Source organism: [Clostridium] scindens, assembly GCF_019597925.1.
Taxonomy (GTDB): Bacteria; Bacillota; Clostridia; order Lachnospirales; family Lachnospiraceae; genus Clostridium_AP.
Genome location: NZ_CP080442.1, coordinates 2,927,530 through 2,949,394, shown reverse-complemented (window position 1 = coordinate 2,949,394; position 21,865 = coordinate 2,927,530). Strand labels below are relative to the sequence as shown.

The following is a 21,865-nucleotide window of genomic DNA, read 5'->3' as shown; positions in this document are numbered from 1 at the left end:
ACGTAACATGGATAAGGAGGACGCGGTGCCTTTTGAGAAGAATCAAACTGACCATAGCCTATGATGGCACAGATTACTGCGGCTGGCAGATCCAGCCTAATGGAATTACGGTTGAAGAGGTGTTGAATAAAAAGTTAAAGAAACTGACTGGGGAAGACATTCATGTGATTGGAGCCAGCCGGACCGATTCCGGAGTGCATGCATTAGGCAATGTGGCTGTATTCGATACGGAATCTTCCATTCCGGCAGAGCGAATGGCTTATGCCCTGAACCAGCGGCTTCCGGATGATATTGTGATTGTATGTTCAAAGGAAGTTCCATTGGACTGGCATCCCAGATATCAGGATGAGATCCTTAAGACGTATGAATACCATATTTATAACGCGCCGGTACCCAACCCTTTAAAGCGCAGATACAGCACTTTCGTATCATTTCCTATGAATGTAGAGAAGATGAGGGAAGGAGCGGCTTATCTCCTGGGCGAGCATGATTTCGTCAGTTTCTGCAATGTTCGGACCAGTGTGGAAGATACGGTCCGGACAGTGAAAGAATTAAAGATCGAGCAGGAAGGGCCGGATATTACCATACGGATTACAGGAAATGGATTCCTCTATAATATGGTTCGGATTATCGCAGGCACTCTGATCCGGGTGGGAAGAGGGTTCTATGAGCCGATAAAGGTGAAGGAAATCCTGGAAGCAAAGGAGCGTACCCAGGCTGGAGTGACGGCTCCTCCGGAAGGACTTGTGCTGGTTTGCATAGAGTATGACCGTGCACGAAGCAAGTAAAAGTCGTATAAATATATGAAAAATTAATTGTGAGAATATTGGGCGAATATACTGAACAAAAGAAGGAATTTCTTCATTTGCCTTTTTACCAAAGTTTGCAAAAAAAATTATGGAATGTGCAAAAAAATTGGGAATTCTGAAAAAATCTGAAAAAAATACTATACAATCCACATTTTTATGATAATATAAGAATTACAATAAATCTGTGGGAGGATTTTAATTATGGAGATGTTTTTAAACATTGTTCCGGTGCTGGGCATTGCAGCCCTGCTGTTCGCGGCCCTGCTGGCAGCAAGGGTAAGCAAGCAAAACGCAGGAACAGACAAGATGAAGGAGATTGCAGCTGCAATCAGCGAAGGCGCCCAGGCCTTCTTGACGGCAGAATATAAGATTCTTATATTCTTTGTCGTCGTATTATTCGTTCTTATCGGCTTTGGCATTGGCAACTGGGTAACTGCCATTTGCTTTGTTGTGGGAGCATTATTCTCCACTCTGGCAGGATATTTCGGAATGACGGTTGCTACAAAGGCAAATGTCAGAACTGCAAATGCTGCCAAAGAAGGCGGAATGAACAAAGCGCTCTCAATCGCATTTTCCGGCGGGGCAGTAATGGGAATGTGCGTGGCAGGCCTTGGCGTTCTTGGAGTGAGCGTCATCTATATTATTACTAAGAATGTGGAGGTATTGTCAGGATTCAGCCTTGGAGCTTCATCCATCGCTTTGTTTGCGCGTGTTGGCGGCGGTATCTATACCAAAGCGGCTGATGTGGGCGCGGACCTCGTGGGTAAAGTAGAAGCGGGCATTCCAGAAGATGATCCTCGTAATCCAGCCGTTATCGCTGATAACGTAGGCGACAATGTAGGCGACGTTGCCGGAATGGGCGCGGACCTTTTCGAGTCCTATGTAGGAGCGCTCATTTCTTCGCTGACCTTGGGAATCGTATATTTTAAAGTGGCGGGAGCCATCTTTCCATTGATAATCGCAGGCTGCGGCCTGCTGGCATCCATCCTTGGAACCTTCTTCGTAAAAGGCGATGAGAAGGCCAATCCGCACAAAGCACTTAAAATGGGATCTTATGCATCCAGCGTGATCGTACTGATCGTAGCATTTATATTCAGTAAGTATTTCTTCGGGGATTTCAATGCGGCTATCGCAATCGTGGCTGGCCTTATTGTCGGCCTGCTGATTGGAATCATCACCGAAGTCTATACATCGGGAGACTATAAGTCTGTTAAAGAGATTGCAGAGCAGTCCGAGACGGGCGCTGCAACGACGATTATCAGCGGCCTTGCAGTCGGCATGAAGTCAACTGCGATTCCGATTCTATTGATCTGCGCCGGCATCTTTGTGGCATATCAGTTCTGCGGCTTGTATGGCATCGCTCTGGCAGCCGTAGGAATGCTGTCTACGACAGCCATTACGGTAGCGGTTGACGCTTATGGACCGATTGCTGACAATGCAGGCGGGATTGCGGAGATGTCCGGGCTTGAGCCGGAAGTCCGCAAGATTACGGATAAATTGGACGCTGTTGGAAATACGACGGCGGCAATGGGCAAAGGATTTGCCATTGGATCAGCTGCACTTACGGCTTTGGCGCTTTTCGTATCTTATGCAGAGGCTGTGCAGCTTAAGAATATCGACATTCTTAACAGCAGGGTTATCATCGGAATGTTTATCGGCGGCATGCTTCCATTCCTGTTTTCTGCCATGACGATGCAGTCAGTGTCTAAGGCGGCTTATCAGATGATCGAGGAAGTAAGACGCCAGTTTAAGACCATGCCTGGCATTATGGAAGGGACAACGAAGCCGGATTATAAGTCCTGCGTCGCAATCTCTACCACCGCGGCATTAAAAGAGATGCTGGTTCCTGGAATTATGGCAGTGCTTGCACCCCTGGTAGTAGGAATTTTATTAGGGCCTGCGGCCCTGGGCGGACTTCTGGCCGGCGCGCTGGTTACCGGCGTTATGATGGCGATCTTCATGTCTAACGCGGGCGGCGCATGGGATAATGCCAAGAAGTTTATCGAAGACGGCAACCATGGCGGCAAGGGCAGCGACGCGCACCATGCGGCGGTTGTAGGAGATACGGTAGGTGATCCGTTTAAGGATACTTCTGGCCCATCTATCAACATTCTGATCAAGCTGATGACGATCGTATCACTGGTATTTGCGCCATTGTTCTTATCAATAGGCGGCGTGCTGTAAGAGAAAAATAATCATTTATGCAAACGGCAGTATTTTCAGTAGAGAACTGGGAATACTGCCGTTATAGTTTGACTGGGTATAACTGGAAACTTGGAAGAGTTTGTGTTACTATATGTGTCGGATGTGTATATCAATCAATGAATGAAAATAGAAAAGGGGCAATAAGGATGACGAAAGTAGATATTATTTCCGGTTTTTTGGGAGCAGGAAAGACCACATTTATCAAGCAGTTGATCAATCAGGCATTCGCGGGAGAAAAACTGGTGCTGATCGAAAATGAATTCGGCGAGATTGGCATTGACGGCGGCTTCTTAAAAGATGCAGGAATTGAGATTACAGAGATGAACTCCGGCTGTATCTGCTGTACGCTGGTGGGGGATTTCAGCGAGGCCCTTAAAAAAGTGCTGGAGGAGTATCTGCCGGACCGCGTGATTATAGAGCCCTCGGGAGTCGGAAAATTATCCGACATCGTGAAGGCCATAGAAGATGTAAAAAAAGACGCGGATATTGAGATTGATGGAAGAATTACGGTTGTAGACGGAAAGAAGGCCAAGTTATACCTGAAGAACTTCGGAGAATTCTTCAAAGATCAGGTGGAGCATGCATCCACCATCGTTATCAGCCGTACGCAGGCCATGAGCGATGATAAGATCGAGGAATGCGTTCATATGCTGCGGGAAGAGAATAAGGAGGCGGCCATCATCTCTACGCCCTGGGAACAGCTAGGCAAAGAGGCGATCGCCCATGCTCTGGAGAAGGGAAGCAAGTTGGAAGGATTGCTGGAAGAGACAGGCGGACAAGAATGCTGCGATCATGAGCATCACCACCATGAGCACGAGGAGTGCAGCCATGGGCATCACCACCATGAGCATCACCACCATGAGCATGAAGAGTGCGGTCATGAGCATCACCACGGTCATGGGGAATGCTGCGGTCATGACCATAGCCATGAGCATCACCATGCGGACGAGATATTTACCAGCTGGGGAAGGGAGACGGCGCATAAGTACACGGAGGAAGAACTGGACTTCATGCTGAAGGCATTATCGGAGACGGAGGCCTATGGAACAGTGCTTCGGTCAAAAGGAATTATCCAGATGTCAGACGGCTCTTGGAGGCAGTTTGATCTTGTGCCGCAGGAGTATGAGGTGAGAGAAGGACAGCCAGATTATACGGGACGTCTATGCGTAATCGGAACGGATTTGAAAGAAGAGGAACTTCTGGTCCTGTTCCATTTGAAGTAAGAAAAAGAGGAGAAAGGAGGGGACGATATGGTAACACCGGTGTTTGTGTGTACAGGCTTTCTGGACAGCGGCAAGACTACGCTGGTGAAGGAGACGCTGATGGAGCAGGAGTGGATCGAGCCGGGACTGACACTGCTGATATTGTGTGAAGAAGGGGAGGAAGAATACTCCAAGGAATATCTGGACAGCAAGGAGATGATCCTGCTCAAGGTGGAAGAATTTGAACAGTTAAATTCTGCGTTCTTTAAGAACTGTGAGAAGAATTATCATCCGACCCAGGTTGTCATCGAATACAATGGCATGTGGAAGCTGGAGGATCTGCTATCCATCAAATACCCCCGCAATTGGGAACTGCAGGGGGTGTACTCTACCGTGGATGGAACAACGCTGGACATGTATCTGGCCAATATGCGTAATATGCTGATGGAGCAGCTGGCGGAATCGGAATTGATCGTGGTAAACCGCTGCCCGGACGGAGTAGACCGTTCTGGATTCAGACGAGCTTTAAAGGTGCAGAATCCTATGGCCCAGCTTATCTTTGAGGGAATGGATGGAAAGATTATCCAGCCATCGGCGGAGGATCTGCCTTATGATGTAAAAGGAGACAAGATTGTTGTAGAAGATGGTGATTTTGGCATCTGGTATGTCGACGCATATGACCATCCGGATCTGTATCTCCACAAAGAGATCGAGTTTACTGCTCAGGCGTTCAGGCCCAGGGGCATGGATGAAAAGATGTTTGTTCCGGTCCGCAAGATCATGACTTGCTGCGCTGCTGACATTCGTTTTTATGGATATCCCTGCAAATCCGACGAGAAGATCGAGTTCAAGAAAAATGAATGGATCCGCCTGCGTGCAAGATTTGAATGGGAGCCAGCAGTATCTTTTGGAAATGAGCAGCCGGTGCTGCATCTGATCGGAATGGAGCCCGCGCAAAAGCCTCAGGAGGAAGTTGTTTATTTAGGATAAGCCAGCAGTTGGGATTCATTAGATCATAACAATAGAAAAGGCGCCCCGGATAACGAAGATGTCGTTTCCGGAACGCCTTTATAAATGATCGTTTGCTTTAGTTAATAAATCCGAAGCAGTTCAAGATTACGACCAGCATCAGCGCCGGTACGATGACTGCGTATACCACCTTCTGGAATTGGGAGAACTTTCCGTCTCGTCCATTGACGGTAAGCTCCTTCTCGAAATCTTTAAAGCCCCATACCTTTGCCACATAGAAGCAGGTAAGCAGGCAGCCAAGAGGCAGAAGGATGTAAGCGGTAAAGGTATCCAGCCAGTTATAGATGTTGTAGTATGCCACTCCATGTACATCCAGGAATGGAAGCTGGACATTGCTCAGAACTCCAAACCCAAGGGATACGATGATACCGCCTGCAAAGATGATGAGGGAGGTGATCGTCGTTGATTTCCGGTGGGACATATGCGTGGATTCTTCCAGCCACTTGTTTGGGATCTCGATGATCGTAAACAATGTGGAGAGCGCTGCAAACAGCAATGCTATGAAGAAGAAGATGCCAATAAACCGTCCGCCCGGAAGTTTGGAGAATATCTGAGTCATAACCACGAAGATTAAAGAGGGTCCGCTGGCCATATCTACACCTGCGCCATAGGCGGAAGGAATGATAACGAAGCCTGCGGTCAATGCAACCACCGTGTCACAGACTGCAATCCAGACAGAGTCCTTTTTGATGTTGTTTTCCTTTGGAAGGCTTGCGCCCAGAGTTACGAAGATTCCCCAGCCAATTCCGATGGAGAACAATACCTGCGTGGCAGCGTCAGCGAACACCTTTACGCTCATTTTGCTGAAGTCCGGAATAATATAATACTTAAGGCCTTCGGCAGCGTTTGGCGTAGAAAATACAGCCCATATGCCGCATATGACCAGCAGCAGGAACAAGACAGGCATCATGATCTTGGTGACTTTTTCTACCAGGTTGGTGATGCCAAAGAACAATAGAACGGCAACTACGATCATGACGATTGCCGTATAGACCAGCGGCTCGACGCTGGATGCGGTAAATCCGTCAAAAAATACCTGCGTGTCGGAGCCGAAATCTTCCCCGATAATGTAGGCGACTGCATATTTCAGAACCCATCCTCCGACGATGACATAGTACATATCAATCAAAGTCGTACAAAGAATGGCGATCCAGCCGACAAATCGGTACTTTTTCTTTACTGCGCCAAAAGAAGCGGCCACATTGGCTCTTGCAAAACGGCCGATGGCACTCTCGGCCTTGATCAGCGGATATCCCATAAGGGCAGCCATGATGATGTAAATGACGATAAATACGCCCCCGCCTCCGCCATATGCAAGATATGGGAAACGCCAGATGTTACCAAGACCGATAGCAGCGCCTGCGGCTACCATGATATACCCGAAACGCGACCCCCACTGTGCATGCTCTTTCGTGCTTTTTCCAGTACCTGCTTCATTACTACTCATAAAAACACCCCAATCTCTATAATATTTGAGATGCAATGAATTAAAAAAGGATGCTCTCACAAGTTTTGTGAGAGCATCCTCGCTTAATTCAATCCTCTTTTACAGTATAACCGATAGATATATTTTTGTCAAGAAAATACGGTGCCGCAGGGGGCATCCAGACGGTCTCCAAAGAAGCAGATGTATGGAAAAAGGAACAAAATAAAGCCAAGAATCACTAGACTTTTAAGGGGTTAGGGACTATAATAATTACACACGTCAAATTACAATGATTTGTATCATATTTTAAGGAGGAACAACAAAAATGGCAAGAAAAATGAAGACCATGGATGGTAATCAGGCAGCAGCTCATGCATCATATGCGTATACCGAAGTTGCAGCTATTTACCCAATCACCCCATCATCTGTTATGCCAGAACACGTGGATGAGTGGGCTACCGAAGGTAGAAAAAACATATTTGGACAAACTGTTCAGGTGACAGAGATGCAATCTGAAGCAGGTGCAGCCGGAGCGGTACATGGTTCGCTGGCAGCAGGTGCTCTTACAACGACATTTACGGCATCTCAGGGATTACTGTTGATGATTCCTAACTTATATAAAGTAGCAGGCGAACAGCTGCCGGGCGTATTCAACGTATCAGCACGTGCCCTTGCAAGCCATGCGCTGTCAATCTTCGGAGACCATTCCGACGTATATGCCTGTCGTCAGACTGGAGCAGCAATGCTTTGCGAATCAAGCGTGCAGGAAGTTATGGACCTGACGCCAGTTGCACATTGCGCAGCATTAAAAGGAAAACTTCCTTTCATCAACTTCTTTGATGGATTCCGTACATCTCATGAGATTCAGAAGATTGAGACATGGGATTATGAAGATCTGAAAGACCTGGTTGATATGGATGCAGTAGATGAATTCAGAAACCATGCATTGAATCCAAATCATCCATGCCAGAGAGGTTCTGCACAGAACCCGGATATCTTCTTCCAGGCAAGAGAAGCATGTAACCCGTATTACGATGCACTGCCGGCTATCGTACAGGAATACATGGACAAGGTTAACGCTAAGATCGGAACGGATTACAAACTGTTTAACTACTACGGAGCACCAGATGCAGAGAAGGTTATCATTGCTATGGGTTCTGTATGCGATACAATCGAGGAGACAATCGATTACCTGGTAGCAGCTGGAGAAAAAGTAGGCGTTGTTAAAGTTCGCCTGTACAGGCCATTCTGCGCACAGGCATTGATTGATGCAATACCAGAGACCGTTAAGACAATTAATGTTCTTGACAGGACAAAAGAGCCAGGAGCACAGGGAGAGCCATTATACCTTGACGTTGTTTCTGCATTAAAGGGAACAAAGTATGATGCTGTTCCTGTATATTCAGGACGTTATGGATTAGGATCCAAAGATACGACGCCTGCACAGATCGTTGCAGTATTTAATAACGCAGAGAAGGCTAGATACACGATCGGTATCGAAGATGACGTGACAAATCTTTCTCTTGAAATCGGCGCTCCGCTTATTACGACTCCAGAAGGAACGATCAACTGCAAGTTCTGGGGACTTGGAGCAGATGGTACTGTTGGTGCGAATAAGAACTCTATCAAGATCATTGGCGACAACACAGATATGTATGCACAGGCTTACTTTGATTATGATTCCAAGAAGTCAGGCGGCGTTACAATGTCTCACCTGCGTTTTGGAAAGAAGCCGATCAAATCAACATATTTGATCCATAAGGCTAACTTTGTTGCATGCCACAATCCTTCTTATGTAAACAAGTACAATATGGTACAGGAACTGGTAGACGGAGGAACATTCCTTCTGAACTGCCCATGGGATATGGAAGGTCTTGAGAAGCATCTGCCAGGACAGGTAAAGGCATTTATCGCGGATCACAATATCAAGTTCTATACGATCGACGGTATCAAGATCGGTAAAGAGATCGGACTTGGCGGACGTATCAATACTGTACTTCAGTCAGCATTCTTCAAACTGGCGTCCATCATTCCGGAAGAAGAAGCGATCGACCTTATGAAGAAAGCAGCTAAGGCTACTTACGGAAGAAAGGGAGATAAGATCGTACAGATGAACTATGACGCTATCGACGCAGGCGCTAAGCAGGTTGTCGAGGTTCAGGTTCCAGATTCTTGGAAATCATGCGAAGACGAAGGACTGTTCTCACCAGAAGTTAAGGGTGGAAGAGAAGATGTTGTCGGATTCGTTAAGAATATCCAGGCTAAGGTTAATGCTCAGGAAGGAAATACGCTTCCAGTATCAGCATTCAAGGATTATGTAGATGGATCTACTCCGTCAGGCTCTTCCGCATATGAGAAGCGTGGCATCGCAGTTGATATTCCGGTATGGAAAGAAGAAAACTGTATCCAGTGTAACCGCTGTGCTTATGTATGCCCGCACGCAGTAATCCGTCCTGTAGCGCTTACAGAAGAAGAACTGGCAAAGGCTCCGGAAGGAACTAAGGCAATCGATATGATTGGCATGCCAGGAATGAAATTTGCAATCACTGTATCAGCTTATGACTGTACGGGATGCGGATCTTGTGCAAATGTATGCCCAGGCAAGAAGGGCGAGAAGGCACTTCTTATGGAGAATATGGAAGCAAATGTTGCTTCTCAGGATATCTTTGATTTCGGCAGAGAGATTGAAGTTAAGCCAGAGGTTGTTGCTAAGTTTAAGCCAGAGACAGTAAAGGGAAGCCAGTTCAAACAGCCACTCCTTGAGTTCTCCGGAGCTTGTGCAGGATGCGGCGAGACACCATACGCTAAACTGGTAACTCAGTTATTCGGCGATAGAATGTACATTGCCAATGCGACAGGATGCTCTTCTATCTGGGGCAACTCTTCACCGTCTACGCCATATACGGTAAACGACAAGGGACAGGGCCCAGCTTGGTCTAACTCTTTGTTCGAAGACAATGCAGAGTTTGGCTATGGCATGCTGCTTGCTCAGAAGGCAATCAGAAAGAGACTGAAAGAAGAAGTGGAAGCTGTTGCAGCATCTGCAGAGGCATCAGCAGAAGTTAAGGCAGCCTGCCAGGAATATCTGGATACATTTAACTGCGGCGCTTCTAACGGAGACGCTTCAGACAAGCTGGTGGCAGCATTAGAAGGATGCGATTGCGAGACATGCAAAGACATCGTTAAGAATAAAGACTTCCTTGCTAAGAAATCTCAGTGGGTATTCGGCGGAGACGGATGGGCTTACGATATCGGATTCGGCGGTGTTGACCATGTATTGGCCAGCGGCGAAGACATCAACGTAATGGTATTCGATACAGAAGTTTACTCCAATACCGGCGGACAGTCTTCCAAGGCTACAAAGACAGGCGCGACAGCACAGTTTGCAGCTGGCGGAAAAGAGACGAAGAAGAAAGACCTTGCAAGCATCGCAATGAGTTATGGCTATGTATACGTAGCACAGATTGCTATGGGCGCAGACTTCAACCAGACTGTTAAAGCGATTGCCGAGGCAGAGGCTTATCCAGGACCATCACTGATCATTGCTTACGCTCCATGTATCAACCATGGTATCAAGAAGGGCATGAGCAAGGCTCAGACAGAGGAAGCATTAGCTGTAGAGTGCGGATACTGGAATAACTTCAGATTCAATCCAGCAGCTGAAGGCGCTAAGTTCACGCTTGACAGCAAGGAGCCAACAGGAGATTATCAGGCATTCCTTGACGGCGAAGTTCGTTACAACGCCCTGAAGAGAGCAAATCCTGAGAAGGCAGAGAAGCTCTTTGCTAAGAATGAGGCTGAGGCGAAAGAAAGATATGCATACCTGAAGAAACTGATCACTCTTTACGGAGAAGAATAAGAATCGTTTGGTATTGTAAAAGTATAATATGATGAAAGACTCCCGCTTTCGGTATAGTACCGGAGGCGGGAGTCTTTTTTGCTGCCATGGAGCCTTGAGGGATTGGTATTAAGTGTTGAAGAACGGAAAGAATTCGGCTGTTTTTTTCTGCTTTAGAAATAAAAAACTTTGATAAGAGTATATGTTGAATAAATGGAAAAATAATGGTATAATAATGGAAATAAAGTGATGCATATAACTTGGAGAAGGAGAAGATGCCGATGACTGTGGAAGAGATGAAAAGGCGTAAAAAGGTACTAGGATATTCATATGAAAAGATTAGCGAACTTTCTGGAGTGCCTCTTGGTACTGCGCAGAAGATCTTCTCAGGCGTAACCGAATCGCCACGGTATGACACGCTTCAGGCGCTGGAGAAGGCATTTAAAAGTCAGGAAGAAGACAGGGTGAAAGAGGCGGCAGCGATGTATCGGGCAAAGAATCAGGGGGAGTATACCATGGAGGACTACTACGCTTTGCCAGAGGAAAGAATGGCCGAACTGATTGATGGAATCATCTATGATATGGCATCTCCTACTTCTGTACACCAGCTGATAGGAGCAGAGATATGGGAGCAGTTGAAATCCTATATCAGGAACAGCAAAGGAAAGTGCGTGCCAATGCTAGCCCCACTGGATGTACAGCTTGACTGCGACGACAGGACGATGGTACAGCCGGATGTACTTGTGGTCTGCGATCGCGAAAGAATTCATATGAACTGCGTATATGGAGCGCCGGACTTTATTGTTGAGATTATGTCCAAGGCTACCAGGAAGAAGGACTCAATTATAAAACTTAATAAATATATGAATGCGGGAGTCAGAGAATATTGGATGGTGGATACGGAAAGCAGAAAAGTAGTCGTGTACGACTTTGCGCACGAGGAATACCCAGTTATTTACGGGGGAGAAGATAAGGTGCCGGTTGGGATTTTTGATGGGGAGTGCAAAGTTGATTTTGGGGAGATATATGAATATATGAATTTTCTTTATGAATAATCGGGAGAAACTTTGCTAAAAATCTATCATTTATTGACAATTCCATTGAAAAATGATACAAATGTACTATATGAATAATGGACTTGATAGAGGCGCGGATTTCATCAGTACTCTAAAGCCATAGCCCGGGCGGCTGCTTTAGAGAAAAGGGGAGGCCGCCGAAGGATGTGCATGGCCCGCATGCATGTTCTGGGACGTATGCATAAGATGCTGCGGACTGTCACAACAGTGGAGCGCTATCAGAGTATAATACAAGATTTTAGGTAGATTGAAGATTATGCCATGAGCGCGCCCGGATTAGCGTTGTTCATGGCATTTTTATATTCAAAGGAAAAGAGAGGAAATTTTACGATGAGAGGAAAGAAAAAAGCGGTATGGGGGATTCTGACACTTGTTTGCATTCTTGCCTGCAGTACGATGACGGTATTTGCGGCTGATGAAGCGGCCGAATATGTCCCAAAGATGTATGCCTCCTTCTGGGCGCTGGTTCCGCCGATTGTTGCCATTGTGCTGGCATTAATTACGAAGGAAGTCTATAGTTCATTGTTTGTAGGAATTTTGATAGGAGGCATATTCTATTCAGGATTTACGTTTGAGAAGACGATTACGCATGTATTCCAGGACGGAATCGTAGGCGTGCTGTCTGACAGTTACAATGTGGGAATCCTGGTGTTCCTGGTAGTTCTTGGAATCATGGTCTGCATGATGAATAAGGCTGGCGGATCGGCGGCATTTGGACGCTGGGCCAGCACGCATATCAAGAGCCGGGTAGGAGCGCAGATGGCAACCATCGTTCTTGGCGTGCTGATCTTTATTGATGATTATTTCAACTGCCTGACCGTAGGAAGCGTTATGCGGCCGGTAACGGATAAACATAATGTATCCCGCGCCAAACTGTCTTATCTGATCGACGCTACGGCAGCGCCTGTGTGCATCATTGCTCCAATTTCATCCTGGGCGGCAGCGGTTACTGGCTTTGTGGAGGGAGAAGATGGATTCTCCATATTTATCCGCGCTATCCCTTATAACTATTATGCCCTGCTGACGATCGTCATGATGGTTGTCATTGTATGCTTGAACATCAATTATGGGCCGATGAAGCTTCATGAGGATAATGCGGTGAAGGGAGATCTGTATACCACGCCGGACAGGCCGTATGCCACGGCAGAGGAAGTTATAGATGAGACCAGAGGGAAGGTAATAGATCTGGTGCTTCCGATTATTGCCTTGATCATCTGCTGCGTAATCGGAATGATCTATACAGGAGGATTTTTCTCGGGTTCAGGATTTGTAGAAGCTTTCTCTAATAGCGATGCATCCGTTGGCCTTATGCTTGGAAGTTTCTTTGCATTTATCATAACAATTATCTTCTATGCAGTAAGAAAAGTACTGAGATTCAGCGAATCTATGTCTTGCGTGCCGGAAGGATTCAAGGCCATGGTACCTGCAATCCTGATCCTGACATTTGCATGGACGTTAAAGGCTATGACAGACAGCCTTGGCGCCGCGGAATACGTGGCAGGAGTAATGGATTCTGCTGCCAGCGGATTTGTGAATCTGCTTCCAGCCATCATTTTCCTGGTAGGATGCTTCCTGGCATTTGCAACAGGCACATCCTGGGGGACGTTCGGCATCCTGATTCCGATCGTTGTTGCCGTATTTGCCGGAACCAACGAAAGGATGATGATCATATCCATCTCCGCTTGCATGGCAGGCGCAGTCTGCGGAGACCACTGCTCGCCAATCTCTGACACTACGATTATGGCCTCTGCCGGAGCACAGTGCAACCATGTCAACCATGTGACGACTCAGCTGCCTTATGCAATAACGGTAGCGGCGGTTTCCTTCGTAACCTATGTGATTGCGGGATTTGTTCAGAATCCATTCATTTGCCTTCCGATAGGAATTGCCTTGATGGTGGCTACACTTCTGGTGATTAAGAATACAATAGGCAAGGAATAGAGAAAATAAAGCAAAGAGATTGAGACGTTATATTAAAGTCGTAGAGAAGGCCCGTAAGACGGGCCTTTTTCTAATACAGCGAAAAAGAATAATAAATCCGAAGAAAGACATGATATACAAAGAAAAGCCATGGAATCAGGAGAAAATAAATGTTGCGCCTTCAACCATGTGCGAAAAGGTGTTATAATTGATAGAAATGAGCGCGATGAAAGGAGATAGCAGAAACTGTATGGGTGTCAAAGACTTAAATGCTTATCAAGTATTAAAAGAAGAGGACTTAAAGGGTATCAAAGCAAAGGGATGCCTTCTCAGACATAAGAAAAGCGGGGCGAGGATCCTGCTGGTAGAAAACGATGATGACAACAAGGTGTTCAGCATAGGCTTCAGGACGCCGCCACAGGATAGCACAGGCGTGCCGCATATTATGGAGCACTCCGTCCTGTGTGGTTCCAGGAATTTTCCGGCTAAGGATCCATTTGTAGAATTGGTGAAAGGATCTCTGAATACATTTCTCAATGCCATGACCTATCCGGATAAGACGGTGTACCCGGTAGCAAGTTGTAATGATAAAGATTTCCAGAACCTGATGCATGTTTATATGGATGCGGTGCTTTATCCTAATATTTACAAGCATGAGGAGATTTTCCGCCAGGAGGGATGGAGTTATCAGCTGGATTCGGTGGATGATAAGCTTAAATATAATGGCGTGGTCTATAATGAGATGAAGGGGGCCTTCTCATCGCCGGAAGGCGTGCTGGACCGGGTAGTCCTCAACACACTCTTCCCGGATACCTCTTACGCCAATGAATCGGGCGGGGATCCGGAAGTAATACCAGAACTGACCTATGAGCAGTTTCTTGATTTTCACAGAAAATATTACCATCCATCCAATAGTTATATTTATCTGTATGGCGATATGGATATGGAGGAAAAACTGGATTGGCTGGATAAGGAATATTTAAGCAAATTTGATTTTGTATCGGTAGATTCAGAGATAAAGTACCAGGATCCTTTTGATAAAATTGTGGAGAAGGAGATTCCATATTCCATAGCAAGCGATGAATCTGAGGAGGATAATACCTATCTTTCCTACAATAAGGTAATCGGCACCAGTCTGGATAAAGAATTGTATCTGGCATTCCAGATCCTGGATTATGCATTACTGTCCGCACCGGGAGCGCCGCTTAAGAAAGCGCTTACAGATGCGGGGATCGGAAAGGACATTATGGGATCCTATGACAATGGGATCTACCAGCCTATTTTTTCCATCGTATCTAAGAACGCGAATCAAGAGCAGAAAAACGCTTTTATCCAGATGATTGAAGATGTACTCAGAGAGTGTGTGGATAGGGGGATCGATAAAAAAGCGCTGGAGGCAGGAATTAATTACCATGAATTCCGTTACCGGGAAGCGGATTTTGGAAATTATCCGAAGGGTCTGATGTATGGCCTTCAGATGATGGACAGCTGGCTCTATGATGATGAGAAGCCGTTCATCCATATCGAGGCGCTGGATACGTTCGAATTCCTGAAAAAACAGATTGGGACCGGATATTATGAAGAATTGATCCAGAAATATCTTTTAGACAACACCCATGGCGCCATCGTGATCGTAAAGCCAGAGAAGGGCCGTACGGCTCAGATGGACAGAGAACTGGAGGAGAAGCTGCAAGTTTACAAGAACAGCCTCTCAGCAGGGGAGCAGGAAGCACTGGTGGAGCGTACCAAAGCGTTGGAAGCATACCAGTCTGCGCCGGATGATGAAGAAGACCTGGCAAAGATTCCAATTCTTAAGAGAGAAGATATTTCCAGGGATATTGAGCCGATCATTAATGAGGAGATGAATATTTCCGGTATCCCAGTAGTCTTCCATGAGATAGAGACCAATGGAATCGGATATGTGGATGTGATGTTTGATCTGTCGGGAGTGTCAGAAGAGATGCTTCCCTATGTTGGCATCCTGCAGTCAGTGCTTGGAATCATTGATACAGAACATTTTGAATATGGAGCATTGTTTAATGAAATCAATATGCATACAGGCGGCATTGGCACATCTTTGGAACTTTATTCAGATGTGACGAACGTGAGGGAGAAGGCCTTTAGAGCCACCTTTGAAATCAAGGCAAAGGCGCTGTATGCCAAACTTCCGGTGGCATTTGATATGATGGCGGAGATTCTGACCCAGTCGAAACTGGAGGATGAGAAGCGCCTGAAGGAAATTCTGGCGATGCTTAAATCCAGGCTTTTAATGAAGTTCCAGTCGTCCGGACATACGACTGCGGCGTTACGGGCAATGTCTTATTCGTCTCCATCGGCCAAGTTAAAAGATATGACCAATGGAATCGAATTTTATGAAAAGGTTGCCTATATCGAAGAACATTTTGAAGAAGAAAAAGGCAAACTGGTCGAGAATCTTAAGAACCTGGCAAGACAATTGTTCCGGGCGGATAATATGATGCTCAGTTATACAGCTGCAAAAGAAGGACTTCAGGATATGGAGACGATGATATCATCCATGAAGGCAAGCCTGAATCATGAAGAGCCAAAGGATTCTCCGTGTATGATCCACTGCCAGAAAAAAAATGAAGGGTTCAAGACGGCGTCGAAAGTCCAGTATGTAGCGAGAACCGGTAATTTTATCGACAATGGCGCATCCTATACGGGCGCTCTGCAGATATTAAAGGTCATCTTAAGTTATGAGTACCTGTGGCAGAATATCCGCGTAAAAGGCGGCGCATACGGCTGCATGAGCAATTTTAACCGTATCGGGGAAGGGTATTTCGTATCTTACCGTGATCCGAATCTCAGACGTACTCTGGAAGTATATGACGGAGTCGTTGATTACCTGAAAGATTTTACCGTCAGCGAGCGCGATATGACGAAATATATCATTGGTACCATGAGCAACATCGATCAGCCGATGACGCCTGCAGCCAAAGGAGACCGTTCTATGAACCTGTATATGAACAAAGTCAGCGCCGAGATGATCCAGAAGGAAAGAAGAGAGATCCTGGAGGCAGGACAGGACGATATCCGCAGGCTTTCCAAGGTGGTAGAGGCAGTGTTAAAGGCAGACCAGCTGTGCGTAATCGGCAGCGAAGAAAAAATCGAGGAAGAAAGAAACCTATTTGGAACTGTGACAAGTTTTTAACGGGACACGTAACATTTTTCACTTTTGCACGTAACACTTTTGAAAAATGTTACGTGCAAAAGTGAAAAATGTTACGTGTTAAATTAAAGGAGAACATATGAAGAAGGATTTTAAATCAGGATTTGTGACATTGATCGGCCGGCCAAACGTAGGCAAGTCTACGCTTATGAACTATCTGATCGGCCAGAAGATCGCCATCACGTCCAACAAGCCCCAAACCACCCGAAACCGTATCCAGACGGTGCTGACTACGGAAGAAGGGCAGATCGTGTTCGTGGACACGCCGGGGATCCATAAGGCCAAGAATAAACTGGGGGAATACATGGTAAATGTGGCCGAACGCACTTTGAACGAGGTGGATGTGGTATTGTGGCTGGTGGAGCCTACCACATTCATAGGCGCGGGGGAAAAGCATATTGCGGAGCAGCTTAGGAAAGTCAGCACCCCGGTCATTCTGGTCATCAATAAGATTGACAGCGTAAAGAAAGAAGAGATTCTGCCGGCTATCGCGGCTTATAAGGATATCTACGATTTTGCCGAGATTGTTCCAGTGTCTGCGAGGAACGGGAATAATACCGAGGAACTGCTCAAGATGGTGATGAAGTATCTCCCCTACGGTCCACAGTTCTATGATGAAGATACGATCACTGACCAGCCGGAGCGCCAGATCGTGGCAGAACTAATTCGGGAGAAAGCGCTGCATTCCCTGCAGGAAGAGATCCCTCACGGGATCGCCGTGGCGATTGACAGCATGAAGATGAAAAATAAGGTCATGCACATCGATGCCACGATTATCTGCGAGCGCGATTCCCACAAGGGGATAATTATTGGTAAACAAGGAAATATGTTGAAAAAGATTGGCAGCACCGCCAGGTACGAGATCGAGAAAATGCTGGATTGCCAGGTAAATCTGAAACTTTGGGTGAAGGTAAAGAAGGACTGGCGGGACAGCGAATACTTGATGAAAAATTTTGGATATCGGGAAGACGAATAAAAAAGGCTTCCATGGGAGACCCTAAACTTATCAACAGAGGATGAGGTGATTCTATGGAAGACAGATACTGGAAAAGTTTTACAGAGACTGGCAGTGTGACAGACTATCTTTATTACAGAGGAATGGACATCTGCCGACAGGTAATAGAACGCCGGGAGGCGGATGATGCAGGACAGACAGGTGGAATAGACAGTGAATCAAGTTACCGTGACAGGGATGGTGCTGAAAGCATCACCTATAGGTGAATATGACAGGCGGGTAGTAATTCTGACGAAGGAAAGAGGCAAGATAACAGCCTTTGCCAGAGGGGCAAGGCGGCCTAACAGCGCGCTTGTAGGCGTGACTAGCCCCTTTACTTTCGGAGAATTTTCGGTATATGAGGGGCGGACATCTTTTACGCTGGTGTCGGCCTCTGTTACCAATTATTTTGCGGAATTGAGGATGGATGTGGAAGGAGCCTATTATGGATTTTACTTTCTGGAATTTGCCGATTATTATGCCAGAGAGTATAACGATGAGACCCAGCTGCTGAAACTTCTGTACCAGACGCTTCGGGCTCTGACCAATCCGCATCTGGATAACCGTCTGGTTCGGTACATATATGAATTGAAGGTGGTGGCAATCAATGGCGAGGCGCCACAGGTGTTTGAATGCATCTGCTGCGGTGACAGGGAGCGCCCAGCTCTATTCAGCATCCGCAAGGGCGGGCTGGTATGCAGCGCCTGCTCTGGCAGGACTACGGACGGTGTGGCGCTTAAGACGTCAACGCTGTATGCAATGCAGTATATCATCAGTTCCAATATTGAAAAATTATATACATTCACGGTAAAAGAAGAAATATTAGAGGAACTGGGCAAGGTGGTGCGAGCGTATCTGGACGTTTATGTGGACAGGCACTTCAAATCCTTGGAAATACTGGAAACAATTGTGGAATAAGACTTGAAAACCCCCGTGGTTAACTGTATAATAATTAACAATTATGAAACTATAGAAGGCGAGGAAGAGGATATGGTAGAAAAGACAATGGACAAGATCGTAGCGTTGGCGAAATCAAGAGGATTCGTATACCCTGGGTCTGAGATTTACGGCGGGCTTGCTAATACATGGGACTATGGAAATCTCGGCGTAGAATTGAAGAACAATGTAAAAAGGGCATGGTGGCAGAAGTTCGTTCAGGAATCCCCGTATAATGTTGGCGTGGACTGCGCAATACTGATGAATCCGCAGACATGGGTAGCCAGCGGGCATCTGGGAGGATTCAGCGATCCTCTGATGGACTGTAAGGAATGCCATGAGCGTTTCCGTGCGGACAAGATGATTGAAGAGTATGCGCATGCGAATGGACTGGATATCGGAGACAGCATTGACGGATGGAGCCACGAGCAGATGGAAGCCTATATAAAAGAGCATGAGGTTCCATGTCCATCCTGCGGAAAGCATAACTTTACCGAGATCCGCGAGTTTAATCTGATGTTCAAGACCTTCCAGGGCGTTACAGAGGATGCAAAGAGCGTAGTGTATCTTAGGCCTGAGACTGCCCAGGGCATTTTCGTAAACTTTAAGAATGTACAGCGTACGTCAAGAAAGAAGATTCCATTTGGCATCTGCCAGATCGGTAAGTCCTTCCGTAACGAGATAACGCCTGGAAACTTTACTTTCCGTACCAGAGAGTTCGAACAGATGGAACTGGAATTCTTCTGCGAGCCGGGAACAGATCTTGAATGGTTCAACTACTGGAAGAGTTTCTGCCTGAACTGGCTGGAGACTCTGGGACTTAAGGATGATGAGGTACGCTACCGTGACCACTCGCCGGAAGAATTAAGCCATTACAGCAAGGCAACCACTGACGTGGAATTCCTGTTCCCATTCGGCTGGGGAGAACTGTGGGGGATCGCCGACAGGACAGACTTTGACCTGACCCAGCATCAGAATACTTCCAAGCAGGATATGTCTTACTTTGATGATGAGAAGAAGGCCAAATATGTTCCTTATGTTATTGAGCCTTCACTTGGAGCGGATCGTATGGTGCTTGCATTCCTTTGCAGTGCATACGATGAGGAAGAACTGGAAGGCGGAGACGTAAGAACCGTCCTTCATTTCCACCCGGCGCTTGCGCCAATCAAGATCGGCGTGCTTCCGCTGTCTAAGAAGCTCAACGAGGGGGCGGAGAAAGTATATGCCCAGTTAAGCAAGAAGTACAACTGCGAATTTGATGACCGTGGAAACATCGGCAAGCGTTACCGCCGTCAGGACGAGATTGGAACGCCATTCTGCGTAACTTATGACTTTGAGTCTGAAGAAGACGGAGCAGTTACCGTCCGCGACAGGGATACCATGGAGCAGGAGAGAATCAAGATTGAAGATCTGGATGCTTACTTTGCAAAGAAGTTTGAGTGGTAAGAAGAAAGTGTCGCAGATGGATACGGCGCGATAAAGGCAATAAATAAAGAAAGAGGCAGAAATCCTTCCGTAAAAGAAGAGATTTCTGCCTTTTGTGGGCTTAACGCGATTTTGGGCTGGTTTTTGCATCTCTATATAAAGAAGGCGGCATACTATATCTAAGAGCCTGTAGAGGCATTTTAAAAGGTATAAAGGCTATCCTGGGACGGAAAGATGTACAGGCGGATAGAAAGGATCAGGAATAGCGGACAAGGAGTAGCAACATGAGAAAAGCAGGGTTATTGATGCCAGTCTCTGCATTGCCATCGGATTATGGCGTTGGAGATTTTGGAAAGGGTAGCAGGGAATTCATTGATATCATGAAGGAGTGCGGGCTGCACATCTGGCAGATACTTCCATTGAATCCTTTGGGATATGGCAATTCGCCTTATCAGCCTTATTCTTCCTTTGCCGGAGATGAAATCTATCTGGATCTGGATATATTGATGGAAGAAGGACTTTTAAACAGGAAGCCGGCTCCATTTCGTAGAGAAGAGGCAAGAGTGGATTATGAAAAGGTGAGAGCATATAAGCGAAAATATTTGTGGGAAGCCTTTCAGAATTTCAGCCCGAATTCTGAATATGAGATTTTTAAGACGCAGGAGTGGGTATATCCTTATGCGGTATTCCTGACACTTAAAAGGCAAAATGGCATGAAATGCTGGAATGAATGGAAGGAAGAACACAAAAATTGGATCAAAGACCAAGCGTTTGATATCAGCATCTATGAGGCGGAAATTTGCTTTGAGATGTTTGTCCAGTATGAATTCTACAGACAGTGGAAGGCTCTCAAACATTATGCAAATGTCAATAAGATAGAAATAATGGGCGACATACCATTTTATGTTGGATTAGATTCTCTGGACGTATGGATGAATCAGGATGAATTCCTGCTTGGAGCAGATGGAAAACCGACGTATATTGCAGGAGTTCCTCCAGATTATTTTAGTAAAGACGGGCAGCGCTGGGGCAATCCGATCTATGATTGGGAGCGTATGAAGGAGAATGGATTTGTCTTCTGGAGAAAGCGGTTTGGCTATAATGCAAGGCTGTTTGATATTATCCGCATTGACCATTTCCGGGCATTTGATACCTATTGGAAAATTCCTGCGTCTTCCCCTACCGCGAGAGAAGGAGAATGGATCGAGGCGCCGGGCTACGCTGTGCTTGACGTACTCTTAAAGGATAATCCGGATGTCAAGATTGTCGCGGAAGACCTGGGAGATATGCGACCACAGGTATATGAACTCAGGGACGCGTATCATCTGCCGGGCATGAAGATTATTCAGTTTACATTCGATCCTATGGAACATAACAATCTGTTCGAGGATAGGGAAAATATGATCGTCTATACAGGGACGCACGATAATGAGACTATAAAAGGATGGTTTCAAGGACAGCCTCGAAAGGTCAGATTGGCAACGGAAAGAGAATTATATGCATGGGGGTATGAGGAAGATTCCGTGGCGAAAAACTTTATCTGCTATACGCTGGACAATAAGGCGGATATTGCGATACTCCCAGTACAGGACGTGCTGGAACTTGATAATGCGGGGAGGATGAATACTCCGGGCACGCTAGGAACGCCTAATTGGGAGTGGAGGCTTGTAAGTCTGGATGGATTAATGAATAAAAAGGCATTTATAAGAAAAGCGCTGGCCAAAAGCGGGCGCGTAGAGGGAGGAAAGATGCCAGTTAGAAAAAGAAGGAGGCCTGATTGCAAAGAAGATAAAAAAGGAATATAATATACAATAG

General features: G+C 46.3%; 14 protein-coding genes and 1 riboswitch. Of the genes, 13 read left to right on the top strand and 1 reads right to left on the bottom strand.

Going from position 1 to position 21,865, the window contains the following annotated elements:
- Positions 1-32: 32 nt before the first annotated feature.
- From truA to K0036_RS14030, 4 genes are all read left to right on the top strand, one after another.
- A complete protein-coding gene (truA, locus tag K0036_RS14045; RefSeq protein ID WP_220430009.1) occupies positions 33-788 on the top strand; it encodes a tRNA pseudouridine(38-40) synthase TruA in 756 nt (251 codons plus the stop codon).
- Between the two features lie 222 nt (positions 789-1,010).
- Entirely contained in the window at positions 1,011-2,993 is a 1,983-nt protein-coding gene (locus K0036_RS14040; protein WP_025642720.1) for a sodium-translocating pyrophosphatase, read from the top strand.
- A gap of 167 nt (positions 2,994-3,160) precedes the next feature.
- Entirely contained in the window at positions 3,161-4,237 is a 1,077-nt protein-coding gene (locus tag K0036_RS14035; protein WP_220430008.1) for a CobW family GTP-binding protein, read from the top strand.
- 27 nt (positions 4,238-4,264) lie between these two features.
- Positions 4,265-5,206, top strand: a complete 942-nt coding sequence (locus tag K0036_RS14030; protein ID WP_173693946.1) for a GTP-binding protein — start codon at positions 4,265-4,267, stop codon at positions 5,204-5,206.
- Between the two features lie 97 nt (positions 5,207-5,303).
- Here the strand turns inward: K0036_RS14030 and K0036_RS14025 are convergent, their stop codons facing one another.
- On the bottom strand, positions 5,304-6,692 hold the full coding sequence (locus K0036_RS14025; RefSeq protein WP_220430007.1) for a sodium-dependent transporter: 1,389 nt from the start codon (positions 6,690-6,692) through the stop codon (positions 5,304-5,306).
- Between the two features lie 304 nt (positions 6,693-6,996).
- On the opposite strand from K0036_RS14025, the gene nifJ reads away from it, so the two are divergent.
- The 9 genes from nifJ (at position 6,997) to malQ (ending at position 21,855) form a co-directional block, all read left to right on the top strand.
- Positions 6,997-10,530 carry a pyruvate:ferredoxin (flavodoxin) oxidoreductase gene (nifJ, locus tag K0036_RS14020; protein WP_173693944.1) on the top strand — a complete coding sequence of 1,178 codons (3,534 nt, stop codon included), beginning with the start codon at positions 6,997-6,999 and terminating at the stop codon, positions 10,528-10,530.
- Positions 10,531-10,790: 260 nt separating this feature from the next.
- Complete coding sequence (locus K0036_RS14015; protein ID WP_220431322.1) at positions 10,791-11,564, top strand: Uma2 family endonuclease; 774 nt, start codon at positions 10,791-10,793, stop codon at positions 11,562-11,564.
- 79 nt (positions 11,565-11,643) lie between these two features.
- A riboswitch (Lysine riboswitch) is annotated at positions 11,644-11,811 on the top strand.
- A gap of 104 nt (positions 11,812-11,915) precedes the next feature.
- Positions 11,916-13,526, top strand: a complete 1,611-nt coding sequence (locus tag K0036_RS14010) for a Na+/H+ antiporter NhaC family protein (RefSeq protein WP_220430006.1) — start codon at positions 11,916-11,918, stop codon at positions 13,524-13,526.
- 229 nt (positions 13,527-13,755) lie between these two features.
- Positions 13,756-16,677 carry an insulinase family protein gene (locus K0036_RS14005; protein WP_173693942.1) on the top strand — a complete coding sequence of 974 codons (2,922 nt, stop codon included), beginning with the start codon at positions 13,756-13,758 and terminating at the stop codon, positions 16,675-16,677.
- Positions 16,678-16,774: 97 nt separating this feature from the next.
- Entirely contained in the window at positions 16,775-17,671 is an 897-nt protein-coding gene (era, locus tag K0036_RS14000) for a GTPase Era (RefSeq protein ID WP_220430005.1), read from the top strand.
- Between the two features lie 53 nt (positions 17,672-17,724).
- On the top strand, positions 17,725-17,916 hold the full coding sequence (locus K0036_RS13995; protein ID WP_025642734.1) for a hypothetical protein: 192 nt from the start codon (positions 17,725-17,727) through the stop codon (positions 17,914-17,916).
- Entirely contained in the window at positions 17,864-18,607 is a 744-nt protein-coding gene (gene recO, locus K0036_RS13990; RefSeq protein WP_220430004.1) for a DNA repair protein RecO, read from the top strand. The genes K0036_RS13995 and recO overlap by 53 nt, the downstream gene beginning before the upstream one ends.
- Before the next feature lie 72 nt (positions 18,608-18,679).
- Positions 18,680-20,071 carry a glycine--tRNA ligase gene (locus K0036_RS13985; protein ID WP_173693940.1) on the top strand — a complete coding sequence of 464 codons (1,392 nt, stop codon included), beginning with the start codon at positions 18,680-18,682 and terminating at the stop codon, positions 20,069-20,071.
- A gap of 263 nt (positions 20,072-20,334) precedes the next feature.
- Positions 20,335-21,855 (top strand): 4-alpha-glucanotransferase, encoded by a 1,521-nt coding sequence (gene malQ, locus K0036_RS13980; RefSeq protein WP_220430003.1) that lies wholly within the window; start codon positions 20,335-20,337, stop codon positions 21,853-21,855.
- The last annotated feature ends 10 nt before the right edge of the window (positions 21,856-21,865 follow it).